At 62.8% G+C, this 20,761-nt stretch carries 19 protein-coding genes; 4 read left to right on the forward strand and 15 right to left on the reverse strand.

From position 1 onward, the window contains the following. Position 1: 1 nt before the first annotated feature. The 4 genes from aguB to ACM110_RS23500 all read left to right on the forward strand — a co-directional run bounded on the left by aguB (position 2) and on the right by ACM110_RS23500 (position 4,299). Entirely contained in the window at positions 2–910 is a 909-nt protein-coding gene (gene aguB, locus ACM110_RS23485; protein WP_416129645.1) for an N-carbamoylputrescine amidase, read from the forward strand. Position 911: 1 nt separating this feature from the next. Beyond that, entirely contained in the window at positions 912–2,015 is a 1,104-nt protein-coding gene (locus tag ACM110_RS23490; protein ID WP_416129646.1) for an extracellular solute-binding protein, read from the forward strand. A 52-nt stretch (positions 2,016–2,067) separates the two neighbouring features. Next, positions 2,068–3,189 (forward strand): agmatine deiminase family protein, encoded by a 1,122-nt coding sequence (locus tag ACM110_RS23495; protein WP_416129647.1) that lies wholly within the window; start codon positions 2,068–2,070, stop codon positions 3,187–3,189. Positions 3,190–3,291: 102 nt separating this feature from the next. Next, positions 3,292–4,299, forward strand: coding sequence for an Ldh family oxidoreductase (locus ACM110_RS23500; protein WP_416129648.1), 1,008 nt, complete (start codon positions 3,292–3,294; stop codon positions 4,297–4,299). A gap of 125 nt (positions 4,300–4,424) precedes the next feature. On the opposite strand, the gene ACM110_RS23505 is transcribed toward ACM110_RS23500, so the two are convergent. From ACM110_RS23505 to ACM110_RS23575, 15 genes are all read right to left on the reverse strand, one after another. Next, positions 4,425–5,996 (reverse strand): aldehyde dehydrogenase (NADP(+)), encoded by a 1,572-nt coding sequence (locus ACM110_RS23505; protein ID WP_416129649.1) that lies wholly within the window; start codon positions 5,994–5,996, stop codon positions 4,425–4,427. A 146-nt stretch (positions 5,997–6,142) separates the two neighbouring features. Beyond that, positions 6,143–7,537 carry a fosfomycin efflux MFS transporter AbaF gene (gene abaF, locus ACM110_RS23510; RefSeq protein WP_416129650.1) on the reverse strand — a complete coding sequence of 465 codons (1,395 nt, stop codon included), beginning with the start codon at positions 7,535–7,537 and terminating at the stop codon, positions 6,143–6,145. Positions 7,538–7,609: 72 nt separating this feature from the next. Further along, positions 7,610–8,527 (reverse strand): dihydrodipicolinate synthase family protein, encoded by a 918-nt coding sequence (locus tag ACM110_RS23515; protein ID WP_416129651.1) that lies wholly within the window; start codon positions 8,525–8,527, stop codon positions 7,610–7,612. Positions 8,528–8,638: 111 nt separating this feature from the next. After that, entirely contained in the window at positions 8,639–9,667 is a 1,029-nt protein-coding gene (locus tag ACM110_RS23520) for a trans-3-hydroxy-L-proline dehydratase (protein WP_416129652.1), read from the reverse strand. Between the two features lie 132 nt (positions 9,668–9,799). Next, the gene (locus tag ACM110_RS23525; protein ID WP_034150206.1) at positions 9,800–10,522 is read right to left on the reverse strand and encodes an amino acid ABC transporter ATP-binding protein; all 723 of its coding nucleotides are present in this window, start codon (positions 10,520–10,522) and stop codon (positions 9,800–9,802) included. After that, positions 10,515–11,165, reverse strand: a complete 651-nt coding sequence (locus tag ACM110_RS23530) for an amino acid ABC transporter permease (RefSeq protein WP_338581738.1) — start codon at positions 11,163–11,165, stop codon at positions 10,515–10,517. Before ACM110_RS23530 ends, ACM110_RS23525 begins: the two co-directional genes overlap by 8 nt. A gap of 10 nt (positions 11,166–11,175) precedes the next feature. Further along, positions 11,176–11,841 carry an amino acid ABC transporter permease gene (locus ACM110_RS23535; protein WP_338581737.1) on the reverse strand — a complete coding sequence of 222 codons (666 nt, stop codon included), beginning with the start codon at positions 11,839–11,841 and terminating at the stop codon, positions 11,176–11,178. Next, positions 11,834–13,612 (reverse strand): aconitase X, encoded by a 1,779-nt coding sequence (locus ACM110_RS23540; RefSeq protein ID WP_416129653.1) that lies wholly within the window; start codon positions 13,610–13,612, stop codon positions 11,834–11,836. Before ACM110_RS23540 ends, ACM110_RS23535 begins: the two co-directional genes overlap by 8 nt. Before the next feature lie 10 nt (positions 13,613–13,622). Then, positions 13,623–14,441 (reverse strand): transporter substrate-binding domain-containing protein, encoded by an 819-nt coding sequence (locus tag ACM110_RS23545; protein WP_338581735.1) that lies wholly within the window; start codon positions 14,439–14,441, stop codon positions 13,623–13,625. A 1,057-nt stretch (positions 14,442–15,498) separates the two neighbouring features. Then, on the reverse strand, positions 15,499–16,248 hold the full coding sequence (locus tag ACM110_RS23550) for a helix-turn-helix domain-containing protein (protein WP_416129654.1): 750 nt from the start codon (positions 16,246–16,248) through the stop codon (positions 15,499–15,501). A 74-nt stretch (positions 16,249–16,322) separates the two neighbouring features. Continuing rightward, positions 16,323–17,579, reverse strand: a complete 1,257-nt coding sequence (locus ACM110_RS23555) for an FAD-dependent oxidoreductase (protein WP_416129655.1) — start codon at positions 17,577–17,579, stop codon at positions 16,323–16,325. Continuing rightward, positions 17,579–17,812: a (2Fe-2S)-binding protein gene (locus ACM110_RS23560; protein WP_338581732.1), complete on the reverse strand. Its 234-nt coding sequence runs from the start codon at positions 17,810–17,812 to the stop codon at positions 17,579–17,581. The genes ACM110_RS23555 and ACM110_RS23560 overlap by 1 nt, the downstream gene beginning before the upstream one ends. Continuing rightward, the gene (locus ACM110_RS23565; protein WP_416129656.1) at positions 17,805–18,920 is read right to left on the reverse strand and encodes an NAD(P)/FAD-dependent oxidoreductase; all 1,116 of its coding nucleotides are present in this window, start codon (positions 18,918–18,920) and stop codon (positions 17,805–17,807) included. Before ACM110_RS23565 ends, ACM110_RS23560 begins: the two co-directional genes overlap by 8 nt. Continuing rightward, the gene (locus ACM110_RS23570; protein ID WP_416129657.1) at positions 18,917–19,849 is read right to left on the reverse strand and encodes a 4-hydroxyproline epimerase; all 933 of its coding nucleotides are present in this window, start codon (positions 19,847–19,849) and stop codon (positions 18,917–18,919) included. The genes ACM110_RS23565 and ACM110_RS23570 overlap by 4 nt, the downstream gene beginning before the upstream one ends. 113 nt (positions 19,850–19,962) lie before the next feature. Then, positions 19,963–20,634: a GntR family transcriptional regulator gene (locus ACM110_RS23575; protein ID WP_338581729.1), complete on the reverse strand. Its 672-nt coding sequence runs from the start codon at positions 20,632–20,634 to the stop codon at positions 19,963–19,965. Positions 20,635–20,761: the final 127 nt, after the last annotated feature.

Below are 20,761 nucleotides of genomic sequence, written 5' to 3' on the forward strand. Positions count from 1 at the left end.
GATGACGCTCCTGACAATCGCCACCACCCAGATGCCGTGCACCTGGGACCTGAAAAACAACCTCGACCAAGCCGAGCAGCTTGTCCGCGAGGCAGCGGCCAAGGGTGCCCAGGTCATCCTGCTGCAAGAGCTGTTTGCCACGCCGTATTTCTGCATCGAGCAAAATCACAAGCACCTGGCCCTGGCCGAGGAGTTTCGCGAAAGCCCGGTCCTCAAACGCTTTGCCGCGCTGGCCAGGGAGTTGGGCGTGGTGCTGCCGCTGAGCTGGTTCGAGAAGGCCGGCAACGCGTATTTCAATTCTCTATGCGTGGCCGATGCCGACGGGCGTCTGCTGGGTGTTTACCGTAAAACCCATATCCCCAACGCCATCGGCTATCAGGAGAAAGAATATTTCAGCCCCGGCGACACCGGTTTCCGTGTCTGGGACACCGCGTTCGGGCGCATCGGCGTGGGCATCTGCTGGGATCAGTGGTTCCCCGAGACGGCACGTTGCCTGGCATTGATGGGCGCCGAGGTCTTGCTGTTTCCCACGGCGATCGGCTCTGAACCGGGTTGTGCGAGCCTGGATTCCCGCGACCATTGGCAAATGACCATGCGCGGTCATGCGGCGGCCAACATCCTGCCGGTGGTGGCGTCCAACCGCGTCGGTCGGGAAGCGGCGACCACCGATCCAGCGTTGCAGATGAGTTTCTACGGCTCGTCCTTCATCTGTAACCACAAGGGCAAATTGCTCGCCGAGGCCGACCGTGACAGCACCGGTCTGCTGGTGCACAGCCTCGACCTCGCGGCCATGCGCGAAGAGCGCCTGAGCTGGGGCATCTACCGCGACCGCCGTCCGGAAATGTACGGGGCACTGTTGAGTCAGGACGGGCGCCTCATCAATTCACGCTGGAACACTCAAGGAGTTTGATATGCACGTTTCCCACAAACGCTTGCTCGCTGCCCTGGGTTTTTCATTGTGCTGCGCGGTGCCGTCGCTACACGCCGAGGAGAAAACCCTGCGGCTGTACAACTGGGCCGATTATTTCGCCGAAGACACCTTGAGCCGCTTCACCGCCGAAACCGGGATCAAGGTGATCTACGACGTGATGGATGGCAGCGAGACCCTGGAAGCCAAGATGCTCGCGGGCGGCAGCGGCTATGACCTGATCTTCCCCGGCGACACCGTGGCCGAGCGCCTGGTGCGCGCCGGCAGCCTGATGCCGCTGGATCGCTCGAAACTCACCGAGCTGGCCGACATCGAGCCCGGCCTGCAAAAGCTGCGCAGGCAATACGAGCATTCGAGTCAGGCCACCGTGCCCTATACCTGGGGCACCATCGGCCTGACTTACAACGCCGAGCAAATCAAGCAGCGGGTGCCCGACGCCCCGGTCAACAGCCTCGACATGCTGTTCAAACCGGAACTGGCGGCGAAGTTTGCCGATTGCGGCATTTCGATGATCGATTCGCCGGATGAAGCGCTGGCGGTGGTCCTCAACTATCTCGGCCGCGACCCACGCAGCGGCAAGCCGGAAGACCTGAAGGCAGCGAGCGAACTGCTGATGAAATTGCGACCGTACATTCGCAAGTTCCAGTCGCAACCGGTGACCGATCTGGTCAACGGCAACCTGTGCCTGTCCCTCGGCTACAGCGGCGACATGACCCAGGCCCAACGGACGGCGGATTCCGCCGGCAAGAAAAGCGACTTCCAGTACCGCATCCCCCGCGAAGGCACCACGGTGTGGATGGACACCATGGCGATCCCGGTCGACGCCAAACATCCGGAGTACGCCTACGCGTTCATCAACTTTGTCATGCGTCCGCAGAACATGGCGGCCATCAGTAACTTCACCGGTTACCCGACTTCCAATGCCAAGGCCCGTCCGGATGTCGATGCAACGATGCGCGACAACCCGGACATCTACATCGACGAAGCCACCTATGCTCGATTGATCCCGGGCAAAGACATTCCCCAGGCCGACATGCGTGCACGCATGCGCACCTGGACCAAGTTCAAAACGGCCACAAGCCAATGATTCCGGGCCGGCGCACAACGCCGGCCTTTGCCCCTTTTCAGGAAACAGACACATGCCAACGCGTCGCGAATTCATCAAACAGGTATCGGTTGCCGCCGGAGTGACAGCCGCCTTCATGGGCCTTGGCCTGAGCCCCGCGCAAGTGCTCGCGGCCGGCGAGGGTCGTTGGTACATGCCGGATGAAGGCGACAAGCATCAACAGGCGTTCATCGCGTTTGGCGCGCAGGACGCCATCTGGGAAGACTTCACCGCCGACGTGCAAGCGGCGCTGGGCCTGATCGCGCGGACCATCGTCGGTTATGAGCCGGTCACCGTGTTCTGTCGCGACAGCGAACGGGAGCTGGCCGAAGAGCATTGCGGCACGAAGAACATCACCTACGTCATCACCGAACTCGACGACATCTGGATGCGCGACATCGGTGCCAATTTCGTCGTCGACGGCAAGGGCGAACTCGGCGCGGTGGATTTCAATTTCAACGGCTGGGGCAACAAACAACGACACAGTAAAGATGCCCAGCTAGCCGCGCTGGTGGCCGAGACCGAAGAGGCCCGATACCTGCGCAGCGAACTGGTGGGCGAGGGCGGTGGCATCGAGGTGGATGGTCATGGTACGGGGATCATGACCGAAAGCAGCTGGATCAATAAAAACCGCAACCCCGACTGGAGCAAGGCCGAGGTCGAACAGGAACTGAAGGAGCGCCTGGGGTTGCGCAAAATCATCTGGTTGCCGGGCATCAAGGGCAAGGACATCACCGATGCCCACGTCGACTTCTATGCCCGTTTCGTCAAGCCGGGTGTGGTGATCGCCAACCTCGACAACGACCCCCAGTCCTATGACTACAAGGTCACCCGCGCCCATCTGGAAATACTGAAAAACGCTACCGACGCCGATGGTCGCCCGTTGCAGGTGCACACCGTGTCGCCGCCGCTCAATCCACGGCAGAGCAAGTTCAGCAAAAACAACCCGGACTTCGCCGCCGGGTACATCAATTACTTCGTGATCAACGGGGCGATCATTGCGCCGCAGTTTGGTGACAAGGCTGCAGACCGCAAAGCTTTTGATCTGCTCACTCAACTCTATCCGGACCGCGAAGTGGTGCAGCTCAACATCGACGCCATCTCGGCCGGTGGCGGCGGCATCCACTGCGTGACCAGTCATCAGCCGAAGGTCTAGTGCGCCCGCGCTGTGCCGATTTCGTCGTCGCCAACGGCCAAAGCCATCAAGCCATCTCGCCCCGGATAGACCACCCTGAGCGGTCTGTTCAAGGAGATGACCATGATTCGATTGACCCTGATCCAGGCCCGCGAGCTGGCCGAATCGATCCTGCTGCACAACGGTTTCAATCCGGCCCATGCACAAGCGGTGGCGGCGACGGTGATTGCCGGTGAGCGCGACGGCTGTGCCTCCCACGGTTTGTATCGGATTCTGGGCAGCGTGAATTCCCTGCGGGCCGGCAAGGTGTCGGCCGATGCCGAGCCGCAGGTGATCGATCAGGCACCTTCGATCGTGCGGGTGGATGCTGGCGGTGGTTTTTCGCAATTGGCGTTCCAGGCCGGGTTGCCGTTACTGGCAAAAAAGGCTCGCGACAATGGCATTGCCGCATTGGCAATCAACCGCTGTGTACACTTCTCTGCACTGTGGGTGGAGATCGAGCAACTGACCGCTGCCGGGCTGGTGGCGCTGGCGTGCAATCCGAGCCATGCGTGGGTGGCGCCCGCCGGCGGCCGCGTGCCGGTGTTCGGCACCAATCCCATCGCTTTCGGCTGGCCACGCGCGGGGCGCGACCCGTTTGTGTTCGATTTCGCCACCAGCGCGATTGCCCGTGGCGACATCGAGTTGCATCGCCGGGCCGGCAAGGCGATTCCCGAGGGTTGGGGCGTGGACGCACAGGGCCAGCCCAGCACCGACGCCAACGTGGTGCTCGACAGCGGCGCGATGCTGACGTTCGGTGGGCACAAGGGTTCGGCACTGGCGGCGATGGTGGAGCTGATCGCCGGGCCGCTGATCGGCGACCTGACCAGTGCCGAGTCGCTGGCTTACGACGGCGGCAGCAAGTCGTCGCCGTACCATGGCGAGTTGATCATCGCCCTGGACCCTCGGCGCTTTTTGGGTGACGCCACCGAACAGCATCTGGCCAGGGCCGAAACCCTGTTCGAGGGCATCGAAGGGCAGGGCGCACGCTTGCCGTCACAACGACGTTATGCGGCGCGGGTGCGGAGTCTGGTGGAGGGCGTGCAGATTCCTGAAGCGCTGTACAACGACCTCAAAGCACTGCTGATCTGAAACGAAACACCTAACCCTGTGAGAGCGGGCTTGCCCGCGATGAGGGCGGCACACCCAGCAAAGATGCTGACTGACCTGACGCCATCGCGGGCAAGCCCGCTCCCACAGTTGATCTTCAGTGTTTTTTAGATCGAATCGCGCAGGCTGCTGCCATCAATCAACCGCACAATCCCCAGCGGATTTCCATCCTTCAACGCATCGGGCAACAGCTCGTCCGGGCAATTCTGGTAGCAGACCGGGCGCAGGAAACGCTCGATGGCCAGGCTGCCGACCGACGTGCCACGCGCATCGGAGGTGGCGGGATACGGGCCGCCATGGACCATGGCATCGCAGACTTCGACCCCGGTGGGGTAACCGTTGAATAGCACCCGACCGACCTTTTGTTCCAGCAACACCAGCAGGTCGGCGTGGGTGTGCAGGTCCTGCGCCTCACCGATCAGGGTGGCGGTGAGCTGACCATGCAGACTGTCCAGCGCTTGTCGCAGCTCAACCTTGTCCGCCACTTCGACGATGATCGTGGTTGGGCCAAACACTTCTTCCTGCAACAGCGGATCGCCTTCGAGCAGCAGGCTGACATCAGCCCTGAACAGTTGCGGCTGCGCTTGCGTGCCGTGCTGTTCCTGACCCGCCAGATGCGTCACGCCCGGATGTTCGAGTAAGGCCCGCACGCCTTTTTCGTAGCTGCCGAGGGTGCCGGCATTGAGCATGGTTTGCGCCGGTTGTTCGGCCATCAGCTGGCTGAGTCGTGCAATGAATGCCGTCGACTCAGGCGAACGAACGGCAATCACCAACCCCGGATTCGTGCAGAACTGACCACAGCCTTGCACCACCGACGCCAGCAGTTCGGCGGCGATCTTCTCACCACGCACGCGCAAGGCTTCAGGCAAGAGCAGCACCGGGTTGATGCTGCTCATTTCGGCGAACACGGGGATCGGTTGCGGCCGTGCGGCGGCCATGTCGCACAACGCGCGCCCGCCCTTGAGCGAGCCGGTGAAACCCACCGCCTGAATCGCCGGATGCCTGACCAGCGCTTCGCCCACGCCGGCACCGTAGATCATGTTGAACACACCCTTGGGCATGTCGGTCTGTTCGGCAGCGCGGATGATCGCATCGGCCACCCGTTCGGCGGTCGCCATGTGCCCGCTGTGAGCCTTGAACACCACCGGGCAACCGGCGGCCAGGGCGGCGGCTGTATCGCCGCCGGCCGTGGAGAACGCCAACGGAAAATTGCTCGCGCCGAACACCGCTACCGGGCCGACGCCGATCCGGTACTGACGCAGATCGACCCGTGGCATTGGCTGGCGCTCGGGCAGGGCACGATCGATGCGCGCGGCGTAGAAATCGCCGCGCCGCAGGACCTGGGCGAACAGGCGCATCTGGCCGCTGGTGCGAGCGCGCTCGCCCTGAATGCGCGCGGCGGGCAGGGCGGTTTCCCGGCAAACCAGGGCGACGAACTCATCATCCAGTGCATCCAGTTGTGCAGCGATCGCCTCAAGAAATTCTGCGCGGCGCGTTGCCGGCAAGTTGCGAAACGTCGGGTAGGCGGTTGCGGCAGCCTGAGCGGCGGCGTCCACCTCATCGAGGGTGGCTTGAACGAACGAGAAGGGCAGCGCGTCACCGGTGCTGGCGTCGTGGCTGTGCAAGACGATGCTGCCAGCGGCACTGCGCGTGCCGCCGATGTAGTTATGGCCGAGCATGAAAAAAGCTCCTGTCGAAAAATGGGAATTGAACCCTTGTAGGAGCGAGCCTGCTCGCGATGGACTTCAACGATAACGCGTGCTGCCTGAATTAACGCGTCGTCCTTGCCTCCATCGCGAGCAGGCTCGCTCCTACAGGGTCCGGGTCAGGCCAACGAATCCGCCCGGCGTGAGTTGGCTGCTGCTGGGTCAAGTGCCGCCACCCGCGCCGCCGCTTCGGCATCCACCTGACGCAACGACTTGCCACGGGTCTCGCGGGTCAGGCCGACGGCCACGATCGAGATCAGGGCGGCGCCGACCAGGTACCAAGCGATCGGGGTCGAGCTGTTGTATTTGTTGAGCAGGGTGATGGCGATCAGCGGTGCGAGGGAACCGGCGAAAATCGGCGCGACCTGATAGCACAGCGACAATGCGGTGTAGCGCACGTGGGTCGGGAACAACTCTGCCATCAGCGCCGAGTACGGCGCGTAGGTCATCGACTCGATGGCCAGGCCCAGGGTAATCGCGGCCATGATCAGCCAGTTGTTGCCGGTGTCCATCATCGGGAAGCCGATGAAACCCCAGAACGCGGTGAGCACCGCGCCGGTCAGGTACACCGGTTTGCGCCCGACGATGTCGGACAGATAGCCCATCAGCGGGATCAGGAAGAAGTGCAGCAGGTGCGCACCGAACATCAACAGCAGGATCTGCGACGTGTCCTTGTGCACCACCAGTTTCAGATAAGTGATCGAGAACGTGACCACGGTGTAGTAGAGGATGTTTTCGGCGAACCGTGCACCAATCCCCACCAGCACCGCGCGCCAGTGATGACGCAGCACTTCCACCACGCCCAGTTGTTGCTGGCGGGTCTGCGCCTGGCGTGCCTGGCTTTCCTTGAAGATCGGTGCGTCATCGACACTGGTGCGAATCCAGTAGCCGATCAGCACCACCACGGCCGAGAACCAAAACGCCACACGCCAGCCCCAGGCGAGGAACTGCTCCTCCGACAGGTTCGACGACAACAGCAGCAGGGCGACCGTTGCCACCAAATTACCGGCCGGTACGCCGGCCTGTGGCCAACTGGCCCAGAAGCCGCGGCGATTGTCCGGGCAGTGCTCGGATACCAGCAAAATCGCGCCGCCCCATTCACCGCCAAAGGCAAACCCCTGGATCAGCCGCAGCAGCACCAGCAACAGCGGCGCCGCATAACCGATCTGGTCGAAGCCGGGCAGGCAGCCCATCAGGAAAGTGGTAATGCCGACCACCACCAGGCTCAGTTGCAGCAGGCGCTTGCGGCCGAATTTGTCACCGTAGTGACCGAACACCAGGCCGCCCAGCGGACGGGCCAGAAAGCCCACGGCATAGAGGGCGAAGGCGGCGATGATGCCGTCGACGGGGTTGTCGGTCTGGCGGAAGAACAGCTTGCCGAAAACCAGTGCCGAGGCGGTGCCGTAGAGAAAGAATTCATACCATTCGGCGACGGTGCCGGCCATCGCAGCGGCGACGACGCGCTTGAGTCCCGAGGGTGTGGTTGCGCTTGAGCTGTGTTGAGGATTGGACATGCTGGCGTTTCCTGTAAGGGCGCAAAAAACAGGCAGCCGGGCCGGACCCGCAAAGGTCCGCCCGGCAATCACTCAGAGACCGACGTCCGGCAGCTGCGGACGGTTGGCCAGGGCCTTGGCCATGATCTGCTCGACGAACAGGCGATCGGCTTCCGGCAGCGCCAGGCGCGGTGGACGGGTCAGCGCACTGCCGCGACCGGCGATGGCTTCACACAGCTTGATGCATTGCACCAGGTCGGCGCGGGCGTCCAGATGCAGGATCGGCATCAGCCATTCGTAGATCGGCATGGCTTCGGCAAAACGTCCGGCCTTGGCCAGGCGGAAGATGGTTTCGCCTTCTTTCGGGAACACGTTGGACATGCCCGAGACCCAGCCTTCGGCGCCCACCGCGATGCTTTCCAGCACCACGTCGTCGAGGCCTGCGAACAGCACGAAACGGTCGCCGACTTCGTTGCGCACATCAATGAAGCGGCGGGTGTCACCGGAAGAATCCTTGAAGCACACCACGTTGTCGCAGTCGGCCAGGGAAATCAGGATGTCCGGGGTGACGTCGTTCTTATAGATGGGCGGGTTGTTATAGACCATCAGCGGCACGTCGGCGTTTTTCGCCACGTAGCGGTAGTGCTCGGCGGTCTCGAACGGCTTGGAGCCGTAGACCAGCGCCGGCATCAACATCACACCGTCCACGCCCACCTTGCGCACTGCGTTGGCCACCTTGGCCGCTTGCACGCTGGTGAACTCGGCCACGCCACAGATCACCGGCACGCGGCCACGCGAGGCATCGACCGCGACTTCGGTCACGGCGATTTTTTCTTCGGCGGTGAGCGAAGTGTTTTCACCCACCGAACCGCAGACCACCAGGCCCGAGACGCCATCGCGGATCACGTTGGAAATCACCTGATGGGTCTTGTCCAGGTTGATGGTGAAGTCGTCGTTGAATTGGGTGGTCACCGCAGGGAATACACCACTCCAGTTAATGCGCTTGCTCATTTGTTACCTCCAGTTCGTTTTTTGTATTTCGTATACGATATTTAAAATGACAATGTTCGGCTAGTGCTTTTTTCGATTTCAGGGGGTTATTTGTGCCCGTTGGTCAGGTGATCAGGCACCGGGCCAGGTGTCGGACAGGCGATAGCCTTGTGGCCACGGGTCGCTCGGGTCGAGCAGCAGCTGGTGGGTGCCGGTGATCCAGGCCCGGCCGGAAATGCACGGGTAAATGGCGGCGCGGCCGGCCACTTCGGTCACTGAATCGATGCGGCAGTGGAATTCGGAACCGATGATCGAGCGCCCGACAAAGCGCTCGCCGACCTGCATCAAACCTTTTGCGTGCAGCACGGCCATGCGCGCCGAACAACCGGTGCCGGTGGGCGAGCGGTCGATCTTGCCCGGCTGGATCACCACGGCGTTGGCGCCGGTGGCGATGCCGTTCTCATGGACGAGGGGCGCAGCGATCTGGCAGAAGGAAATGTGCGACCACTCGGGATTCAGCGGATGGACGAAGCCCAGTTGCTCGTTGGCGGCACGGGTGATTTTCAACCCGGTCGCCACCAGGTCGGCGGCTTCGTCGGGGCGGATGGCAAAACCCAGGCCCTTGGCATCGGCGATCACGAAACTGTCGCCACCGTAGGCCGTATCGACCTTGAGCGAGCCGAGGCCTTCGACTTCGATCCAGGCGTCGAGACGGTCGGCGAACGACGGCACGTTCTTGATTTCCACCCGTTGTACCTTGCCATCGCGGCAGTCGGCCACGGCTTCGATCAAGCCGCCAGGCGCTTCCAGCACCAGGCGGGTTTGCGGCTCGGTCATCGGCAGGATGCCGCTGTCGAGCAGCACGGTGGCCACGCACAACGAGTTGGAGCCGGACATCGGCGGAGTGTCGGCCGGTTCCATGATGATCCAGGCCATTTGCGCCCGCGGGTCCTTGGCCGGCACCAGCAGGTTGACGTGACGGAACACGCCGCCGCGGGGTTCGTTGAGGACGAAGTTGCGCAGGGTTTCGTCTTTGGCGATCCAGCGTGACTGTTCCCACACGGTGGCGCCAGGCGGCGGGGCGACACCACCGACGATCACGTCGCCGACTTCGCCTTCGGCGTGGCAACTGACGACGTGGATGACTTTTGATGAGCGCATGGTTTGCTCCTTGTGTTGTCTGTCAGGGCCTTATCGCTGGCAAGCAGCTCCCACAGGTTTGGTGGTGTATGCAAAATGGGTGACCAACCCAAATCACTGTGGGAGCTGGCTTGCCAGCGATGAGGCCAGTTGTCATTTCACCGATTTAAGAAACGCCGCAGTCTCCGCATGCAGCGGATTGCCAATCACCTGATCCGGCGAACCAATTTCATGCACCAACCCATTGCGAAAGAACGCCACGCGATCGGAGACGTCGCGGGCAAAGCGGATCTCGTGGGTCACCAGGACCATGGTCATGCCGTCTTCGGCGAGCATGCGCATGGTGTCCAGTACCTCGCCGACCAGTTGCGGATCGAGGGCTGAAGTGGCTTCGTCGAACAGCATGTAGTCCGGTGACATGGCCAGGGCGCGAGCGATGGCCATGCGTTGCTGCTGGCCACCGGACAGCTTGCCGGGGAAGGTCTTGAGCTTGTCGCCAAGGCCGACGTGGGTCAGTTGTTGTACGGCCAGTTCCTCGGCCTCGGCCTTGCTTTTACCCAGCACCTTGCGCGGGGCGAGCATGACGTTTTCCAGCACCGTCAGATGAGGGAAGGCGTTCCATTGCTGGAATACGATGCCGATTTTCTGCCGCAGGCGATTGAGGTCGGTGGCGCTGTGATGGACCTCGACACCGTCGACGCGGATGTTGCCTTTCTGGATCGGTTCCAGGCCGTTGATGCACATCAGCAGGGTCGACTTGCCGGAGCCGGAGCCGCCGATGATCGACACCACTTCGCCCTTGTTCACCGTCAGGTTGACGCCCTTGACCACTTCGAGGTTGCCGAAGGATTTATGTACGTTGTCGATCTCAATCATTTTCTTGCCACCTTCTTTCCAGACGAGCGCCGAGGCGTGCGACCACCAGGCTCATGACGTAGTAGATAAGGCCCGCGATGCACAGCACCAGCAGCGGTTCCTGAATGCGCGTGACGATGGTTTGAGAGGCGCGCAGTAATTCGACGATGCCGATCCACATCACCAGCGCGGTGTCTTTCATCACCCCGAGCACCAGGTTCAGCCAGCCGGGAAATGCCACCCGGGTGGCCATCGGCAGGACGATCCAGCGCAGATCCTGGAAGAAGCTCAGCCCCAGCGAGCGGCTGGCCCGGCGCACGCTGAACGGCACCGCCAGCACACCGCCACGGACGATCTCGGTGAAGTACGCGGCGGTGTACACCCCCAGCACGATGCAGCCGACACTGAAGGCGCTGATGTTCAGGCCGACGATGCTCTTGAGCGAATTGAACAGCACGAACTGGATCAGCAACGGCACGCTGCGAAACACGTCCAGCACCCAGGCCAGCGGCAGACTGGCGCGCGGCAGCAACGCTCGCAGCAGGCCGAACAGCAAACCGGCGAGGGAACCGAGAATGATCGACCAGAAGGTCAGTTGCAGCGTGACCCACGCACCGTCGAGCAGGAACAGCAGGTCATTCGAGGAAAAATCGGTGGAAAACATGGACAGCTCCTCAGTAGCGGAACAATCGCCAGGCCATCAGCCGGGCTGCCGCGACGATCGCCTTGGCGATCAGGTAATACAGCACCGCAGCGAGAGCGAAGTACTCGAAGGTGCGGAACGTCTTGACGTTGTATTCCTGGGTCACGCCGGTCAGGTCATTGTTCAGCCCGACGATCACCCCCAGCGAGGTCATCAGCACCGCCCAGACCATCTGGTTGGTCAGCGGGTAGAAGACGATGCGCAGCAGTTGCGGGACGATGATCATGCGGTAGGCCTGGAAGGCACTCATGCCCAGCGAACGCGCTGCGCGGACCTGTGTGTTAGGCACAGCTTTGAGGCCGCCGCGAAAGTTTTCCGCCAGGTACCCGGCATTGTTGAAGGTGATGCCCGCCAGCAGGGCGAACCATGAACTGACGTGCAGGCCCAACGAGCCGAGGCCGAAGTAGAGGATGTAGATCTGGAACAGCGACGGCGTGTTACGCGCAATCGACACCCAGCCATTGCCGAAACCGCGCAGCAGCGGGTGTTTGGCCTCGCGCATCACGGTCAGCGCGAGGGCGATCAGCACACCGAAGATCATCGACAGCGCGGCGGTTTCGAAGGTGACCAGGGCGCCGGCGAGCATGTCCGGCAGAGCGCGCAGGGCTGAGCGCCATTGGAAGGTGTAGTCAAACATGCGCGGGGCTCTCCAGTGGGACGGCGGGTTGCAGCCAGACCGGCAGACGTCCGCTGGCCGTGGCGGTGCAGGCGGCGTCGACGCAGTCCTTGAGGCTGGCGAAGTGCACCTTGCGACCGACCAGGCCGGGTGCGTAATGGGCGAACTTGCCCGAGTTGGTCATCAGGTTTTTGGCGGCCGGCGGGATCACCGGCTCGCCGAGCATGCACCAGCAGGTGTCGGTCACCAGCGTCGCGCCGAAGGCTTCGATCACGGCGATATGCCCGGCGCTGCGGGCCTGCTCCAGCACCGCACGGCCGCAGGTGATCGCCAGCACCACGTGCGCATGCTTGCGCCGGCCCTGGCACAGCGTTGCCAAACTTGCGAATTCACTGAGGGAGAAGTGCGGATTGCCCAGCGAGACCACATCCACCCGGTTGTCCCGCGCACTGTTGAGTTCGCGCCAACTGAGCAATAAATCCTCGAGGCGGATTTTCTCCACGGGGATGCAGGTGTCCGGTTCCAACACCTGCACCGGATCGATGGCCTCCGGAGTGACGCCGGCGATATGGAACAGCGGTGCGGCGGAGGTCGTGGCGAAGGCCGCGCCAAAGGCCTTGAGGTCGTCAAGGTTCGGTGAGTACTTTTCCAGCCCGTACACCAGCGGAATCCGACTGCCGGCCAGTGCACCGATGTGGTAACCCAGCAGCGGGTAAAAGGCATCGTCCAGTTCACCGAGGGCAGGCAATTCGATCCGCAGCCGGGCCTTGCGCTGTGCGTCCAGGTGGCAGCCGATCAGTGGCGCGCGGCCGGTGAGGGCGATGCAGATGTCGAGGTAATCCGGATACTTCAGGGTGCGGGCACCGAGCACGCTGTTGGCGTAGACCACGGCATTGGATTCGGCCCAGACGATTTGCTCGCCAGCCTTTGGCGCACTGTCGAGCAGGTACGGCGCGCAGGTAAAACTCAGCTGCGCGCCCATGGCCATGTAGGCATCGCCCAAGGCACTGGCCGGTTCGCCGAGTGCCGGGTCGACACCCAGTTCACGCCAGCGGCGCTGGTCCACGGAAATCGAATTGAGGGTGGTGGGCACGCTGACTTTCGCCCCCCATTGCACCAGTTGTTCGGCAAAGCGCAGGCTCGCCGGGCCGGTGTAGATGCAGCCATCGATGTGCGCCTGGGTGACATCGACCAGACTGCGCGCACCTTGCAGATCGGCCATGCGCAGGACAATCTGCATGGCCATTTGCGCTGCCTTGCCATGCCGGCCATCGAGCAGCGCGCAATCGTATTCGGTGAGTTCGATCGAGGCGCTGGCGACGGTGTCGGGTACAGGATTGTCGAGCGCCTGCCAGGCTTCGTCGGGCGACTGTTCGAACAGGCTCAGCGTAGTGTTTTCGATTCGGGCAAAGGCATGTCCGCGCAAGTTGGCAAAGGCCTCCCGGCCGATGCAGAGCACCGGCAGGGAGCGTTCGAAAATGGTTTGCGCCACCAGCACGCCCAGGGTCAGGATCTCGTCGGGTTCGGCCAGCACCAGTGCCGCCGGTGCATGACCGTTGCTGATCAACTCCATCAACACGCTGCTGCCGGTGCACGAGCCGCGACCGCTGGGAATGGCCAGCACCCGGCCGGACAGATGTTCACCGCTGAGGGGATGGTGGCGATCGATGACCTCGCCGGTGCCGGGCTCGACCCCGCCCCAGAAGCTCAGCCCGACATCGGCGAACAGCAGGGCGCCTTGCGCGGCGCCCTCGACCAGGCTGCGACCGCTCAGAGAAATGGACCTGGGCATGCCGGACACCTTAGTAGTAGACCTGTGGCACGGTCAGGTTGGCCGGCTGGATATCGGTGCCGACCCATTTGACGAAAAGCTCGTTGTAGCGACCGGTGCGCACCTGCTGGTTAACGAAGAGGTTGAGGTAGTTGAGCAGACCGTACTCACTGCGCTTGGCGCCCAGCGACACGTAGTCGATGACATACGGCGCGTTGCCAGCAACTTTCAGGTTTTTGTACTTGCCCGACTTGAGGGTGGCGGCGGCCACGGTGTTGGTGACGACGGTGGCATCGATATGGCCCTGGGCGACTGCCAGCAGGGTGTCGTTCTGCGACTGATAGGCACGGAAGCTGCCGGTGCCCCAGTTCTTCACGTCTTTTTCCAGGGCAATGGCTTCATAGGTGCCGCTGGTGTTGCCCACCGGTTTGCCCTTGAGGTCATTGAAGTTGTTGATGCCGGTGTTGTCGCGGGTCAGCACCACCATCTGGAAGGCGAAGTAGGGCACGGTGAGGCCGACGGTCTTGGCCCGTTCGAGGGTGTCGGAAGTGGAGGCGACAATCACGTCGGCGCGCCCGGAGACCAGCGCCGGAATGCGGTCCGGGAACGGCGTTTCCACGACTTCGGCTTCGACGCCGAGGATTTTTGCCAGGTCATGGCAGTAGTCCACGTCGAACCCGGCCGGGCTGTTGCTGCCATCGCGAAAACCCATGGGCGGGAAGTCGAGGGTCACGGCGCAGCGCAGTTTGCCGGAACCGATGATGTCGTCGAGTTTGTCGGCTTGGGCGGTGGCGATGAAGGAGGTGCTTAGAACAGCGCTGAGGGCTACGGCAAATGCTGGGTTTTTCATAGATGCCTCGTGGGTGGGTGGCTGTTGGGTATTGTATTGAGGATTTCGTATACGATATTAACTGTAGCAAGCAGTGTGCCTGTTTCCAGTTTTTTTGAAGATTTAGGAGGTGGGGCTTGAGTTAGAGGTACTGGGGTTGGGGATCGTCGTATTCGGCGGTGTTGCAGCTATTACGGTGGTGTTACATATAGGAGCATTTGATGTGTGGGCGCGCCTTTTCGGAACACCGGGTACATATCCATTCCTGCGGTAACGGCGGCTTATGGTTTCGCCCTTACGGCGAGTCCCTTTTGTCAAACGCCAACAAAAGGAACCAAAAAGTCTCGCCCCTTACGTACGGCCCCTCGCTAAGGCTCGGGGTTCCTTCGCTCCGGCATTCATCCGGGGACACTGCCCTCCGGTCTGCTGCGCGACGACCTACATGCAGCGTGTTCGACTGCGTCGAACGGCGCTGCGCGCCACTCCCCGGATAAACGCCTCCACTCAGCCTGCCGAGGGGGCGGGTGGATCAAAAACAACCGAGGCGGCCTACCGGCCGGCCTGGTTGTTTGGTTTGCATTCCTGCTGGCGATGGCGGCCTGACAGCCGACCTGATGTCGTGGCTATACAGCACCCAATGTAGGAGCTGCCGCAGGCTGCGATCTTTTGATCTTGCTTCTAACAACAAAATCAAAAGATCGCAGCCTCGTTGCACTCGACAGCTCCTACAGAGAAACGCGCACGAACTAACGATCAGGCCGGCCGGTAGGCCGCCTCGCTTTGGCTTTTGATCTTTTGCCCCTTCGGCAGGCCGAGCGTAGGTGTTCACCAGGGGGTTAGGCGCGTAGCGCCGTGCGGCGAAGCCGCACACATCGAGAGGAGGTGCAGCGAAGCAAACCGTAGGCGATGCCCCCTGATGGACACCGTAGCGAGGGAACACCGAGCCCCAGCGAGGTGCCGTACGCCGGGGCAAAGCCTTTTGCTTACTTTTCGGCGTTTGGAAAAGTGAGTCGCCGTAAGGGCGAAACCATAAGCCGCCGTTACCGCAGCAACGGATATGTACTCCAACAAAAAAAACCTACCCCCGATTCCCCCGATACTCACTAGGCGAAACACTGGTCAACGCCCGAAACTGCCGGCTAAACGCACTATGGTCGGTATACCCACAGAGCAACGCAATCTCGGTAATCGGCAACTCGCTATGCAACAACAACCGCGATCCCTCTTCGAGCCGCGCCTTGTGAATCATCTGCCGTGGTGTGAGCTGAAACACCCGCTTGCAGTGCCGCTCCAGTTGCGCCACGGAATACCCGGCAATGGCCGTCAGTTCGGCAAGGCTGATGGGCCGGGCAAAGTGACGGCGAATATGCGCATCCACCGCCGCCAGTTTCTGAAATGCCGGATGATTCGATTGCGGTGATTGCAGGTCACGAGAGATCCCGGCCAGACCGACGATCCGCCCTTGTTCATCGTGCAGGGCGAGTTTGTGGGTCAGGCACCAGATCGGCTGATTGCCGTAATACAGGTGCAGCTCCAGTTGATCGGCCAGTTCCCGACCGCTGGCCAGCACGCGTCGGTCCTGCTCGGTGTACAGCGGGCCGAAACGTTCCGGGAAGACCATTTCGGCGGTGCGCCCGAGCAGCTCGGCACTCTGTTTGAAACCGCAGCGCCGGGCCAGAGTCTGGTTGACGAAGGCGTAGCGGGCATCAATGTCCTTGATGAAAAACACCACGTCCGACAGGGTATCGAGCAGCGGCGCAATCGGTTGCAGACTGCTCAGCAGCGTCGGCAAATCGCAAGGCTTGAAAGAAGTGAGCGAGGGATACATGGCGCCGCAGGTCTGAGGGTGACCCTCGGGATCATAGTGACTTGGCTGCATCGCCGAAACCCCCGCCGCGCACGTCACGCTGGCGGGGTGTCGTCGAGGCTCATCAAGGTTTCGATTCGCGCCGGGCTGTACGGTGGGCGCGGTGCCGAGGGTTGCCAGCCGAACAGGTGCTGCGTCGCGCCACCACACACGCGCCCCTGACAGGCACCCATGCCACAGCGGCTGGCGAGCTTGGCTTCGCGCCAGTCGGCATGCCCGGCCAATGCCGCGTAAGGCACGTCTTCGCATCGGCAGACCAGGGTGTCGGGGCGGGCCAGCAACTTGAGTCGAGGGTCGAGGGCGAAGGCCTGATTCAATACCCTGGCGAAACCCTGCCAGCGTGCCCGTTGCGGCCACCACCGGCGCGCCGCTTGCAGATCGCCGACAGCTGCGTGCCCAGCAATGCTGCCTTCCACCAGAGCCAGTTCACTGCCGCCGAACCCGGTGCATTCGCCAGCGGCGAAGTGATCGGCGCGGCTGCTGGCCTGCCACGCATCCACCGCCAGCGCCTGATTTTCAACGGCACAACCCAGCGCCTGACCCAACTGCGTATTGGGGATCAGGCCGAAACCGCAGGCCAGGCGATCACATTCCAGTTCGACGATCTTGCCGTTGTGTTGCAGGCGCACGCCTTCCAGTCGGTCACTGCCGAGGGCGGCCAGCACGTGGCTATCGGTGCGGTAGTGACGGTCGAACAGGCTGAACGATTGCAACCATTTGCCAGGCCAGCGTGGCAGTTGTGCGGCGAAACCGGCGACGGCCGCGAGGGATGCCTGTTCGGCGATGTGCATGACCTTGGCACCGTGTTTTTTCGCGGTGGCGGCGCTGGCGAGCAGCAGTGGTCCGCTGCCGGCGATCACCACGCGCTCATTCTGCACCGGCAGCCCGGCCTTGATCAGCGCCTGCAAGCCACCGGCCCCGGTCACGCCGGGCAGGGTCCAGCCAGGGAAGGGCAGTAGCAATTCGCGGGCGCCGGTGCACAGGATCAGTTTGTCGTAGCGGATCAGCCAGCCGTTTTCATCGTCTTCAACCAGCAATTGTTTTGGCGCGGGATTGGCGATCACCCGGGTGCCGGGATGGTGGTGGATGTTGCTGTACGAGGCCAGGCGTTCGCGCAGGTGTCGTGCCTGATCGGGCACGCTCGCTTGCGGACCGTCGCGCCAGACTTGCCCGCCCGGCAGCGGGTTGTCGTCGAGCATGACGATGCGTGCACCGCTGGGCGCGGCGGCAAGTGCGGCCGCCATGCCGGCGGGGCCGGCGCCGATGATCAGCAGATCGGCGTATTGATTCATCAGCGGGTCTCCACTTGCATGCCGTCACGGCAGAGGGTCTGGCAGGCCAGGCGACGGCGGCCATCGATGGTCACCCGGCATTCCTGGCAGATACCCATTCCGCACAACGGCGCACGGCGTTGGCCACTTACCGAGGTGCGACTACAACCGTCGCTGCCCAGGGCCAGGGCGGCGGCGACGCTGGTGCCCTCGGCGACTTTCAGGGCGTGACCGTCCAGGAGCAATTCAGGCATGGGCGGGTTCTCCGAGGAAACGCTGGGGCAGATAGGGTTGTGCGGCCAGTGGCGGAGTTTCGTTGAACAGTTGGGCGACCAGCAGATCGGCGGTGCCGGGCGCGGTGGTCACGCCCAGTCCTTCGTGACCGACCGCCAGCCACAAGCCCTGGCGTTGCGGATGCTGGCCCACCAGCGGCAGGCCGTCGGGGCTGGCGGCACGAAAGCCGGTCCAGGCGCGGATGCCATTGAGCCGGCTCAACCCCGGCATGTAGCGGGCGGCGCGCTTGAGCATTTTGGCGAGCATCCAGCCTTCGACCTGCGGGTCGGTGGTGCCGAATTGCCGCGAGGCGCCGATGAACAATTGCCCCGTGGGACGCGGCTGGATATTGCACGCCGTGGACGGTCCCGTGGCATTGTGGGCGCTGGTGACATAACCCAGTTCCACCAGCGTATGGGTGACGGTGCCGGGGTAGCGGTCGGTGATCAGCAAGTGGCCTTTCTTCGGCTCGATCGGCAGTTCCGGGCATAACTCGTTGGCCTGGATGCCGTTGGCCAGCACCACTGCAGCGGCGCTCAGCCAGTGACCGTCATCGAGGCGCACGCGGTTGCCGTCGACCTCGCAGACCCGTGTCCGGCGCTGGCGGATGTTCGGCGTGTCGAGCATCCAGCTGGCCGTCGCCGGGGCGTACAGAATGCCGTCACCGTTGATCAGCAGGCCGCCCTCCAGGCCTTCACACAACTCCGGTTCGCGCTGGCGCAGGGCATGGGCTCCGATCAGTTCGCACGCCACTCCTTGCGCTTGCAGGTTGAGGTATTTGCTCTGGGCCACGGCCATTTCCTCGGCGTTGGCCGCCAGCCACAGCGTGCCGTTGCAGCGGTAGGCGCAGGCATCGGGCAAGTCCGCGGACTGTTCGCGCCAACGTTGCAGTGAATATTGACTGAGGGCCAGTTCCGCCGGGTTGTCGTCGAGCACCAGCAGGTGGCCCATGCCCGCCGCCGTCGCGCCGTGCAGGCCGGCGTCCAGCACCAACACCTGCAAACCACGTCGGGCGAGGGCCTGGGCGCAGGCGGCGCCGATGATGCCGGCGCCGATCACGATCACATCGGCCACCTGGCCCTGGTTCACGGGCGGATGCCCCAGGCGAAAGGATCGTCCTGTTCGATGATCAGGCTGGCTTCGGCGCTAATATGGGCACGGCCACGAATGGTCGGCACGATGCGCTCGTCCTGCCATTCGAAAGAGCCTTCGAACTCGCTACCGATGACGCTGGCCTGACGCCAGATCTGCCCCGGTTGCAGTTTGTCGTCCGCCGCCAGGCACGCCAGTTTGGCGCTGGTGCCGGTGCCGCAGGGCGAGCGGTCATAGGCCTTGCCGGGGCACAGCACAAAGTTGCGGCTGTCGGCATTATCGTCGTCGGCGAACAGCTCGACGTGGTCGATCAGGCCACCGTCTTCACCACGAAAACCCTGGGCTTCCAGCGCTTGCTGCACGGCGTAGGTGTAGGCGGTCAGAGCGTCAAGATTGTCACCGGCGACCCGCAGGCCATGGTCGGCGATCAGGAAAAACCAGTTGCCGCCCCAGGCCACATCGCCGCTGACCTGGCCGATACCCGGCACCTGCAACTGCAGCGCCTTGCGATAACGGTAGGCCGGCACATTGCGCACGCTTACCGAATGGTCGTCGTGCAGAGTGGCCTGCACCGTGCCAACCGGCGTCTCGATGCTGTGCACGCCGGGCCCGATCTTGCCCAGGTGCGCCAATGACGCCACCAGGCCGATGGTGCCGTGGCCGCACATGCCCAGATAACCGCTGTTGTTGAAGAAAATCACACCGGCACAGGCATTGGGATCCACGGGGGTGCAGAGCAGGGCACCCACCAGCACATCGCTGCCCCGTGGCTCCAGCACGCAGGCGGCGCGCCATTGATCATGCTGCTCAGCGAGGATCTTGCGTCGTTCGGCCATGCTGCCGTCACCCAGATCGGGAAAACCGGCGGTCACCAGGCGGGTCGGTTCGCCGCCGGTGTGGGAGTCGATCACGGAGATACGTTTCATCGGAGGGCCACGTCCATTCGGTTGAGTGAACGCAAGAGTGGCCCGGACGGCGAGATGACGGCTTGATGGATTTAGCCTGCGCCGATGACGAAATCGGCACAGTGGTTGTTGCGTCAGTGGGCGTGAGGCAGGTGTTCGAACAAGGTCTTGCAGACCCCGGCGATGTGCTCGTCCAAAAGCGTCACCGCCCGGTCGACATCCCCGGCGCGACAGGCCTTGATGATTTCGCGGTGTTCGTGATCGGCGCGTTCCTTGCCGGCCGACAGGCTCATCTGCATGCGCAGGTAGCGCTCCAGTTTGTCGTTGACCGAACGGATCAGGCTCACCAAAAACGGCCGTTGCGCCGGCTCGTAGAGGCAGGCGTGCAGCTCCCAGTTGAGTTCCGCCCAGCGTCCCACGTCGTCTTCGCCGATGAACTCCTGGCAGATGCGCTCGGCACGGGCGAAGGTTTCCTCGGTCATGTTGGGGATGGCCAGCCGCAGGATCTTGTCCTCCAGCAACATGCGCACCTCGAACATCTGCGCCAGTTCCGCATCGGACACCCGCGTGACCATCGCCCCGCGATTGCGCTGGAACATCACCAGGCCTTCGGCTTCCAGACGCTTGAGCGCTTCACGCACCGGGATCTTGCTGACGTTGAACTGGCGGGCGATATCGTCCTGGCGGATCGGCTCGTCCTCGGCAAAATGCCCGGCGACGATCGCATCGCGCAGATGGCGGGTAATGATTTCCGACGTTGAAGGGGTGTTGCCAAGGTCGGGGGCGTTGAGTTTGGTCAGGTTCACGGCGGCGGTCGTTCGGAGTGGGATAGCGCTAGGGTATACGAAATTCTTTCGCCGATCCTCTCCGGCCTCAGGCCAACGGTCAGTACACGAAACCTGTGGGAGCAAGCGCGCTCCCACACGTCACGAT

Origin of the sequence: Pseudomonas sp. NFX98 (assembly GCF_047784845.1) — a bacterium.
Taxonomy (GTDB): Bacteria; Pseudomonadota; Gammaproteobacteria; order Pseudomonadales; family Pseudomonadaceae; genus Aquipseudomonas.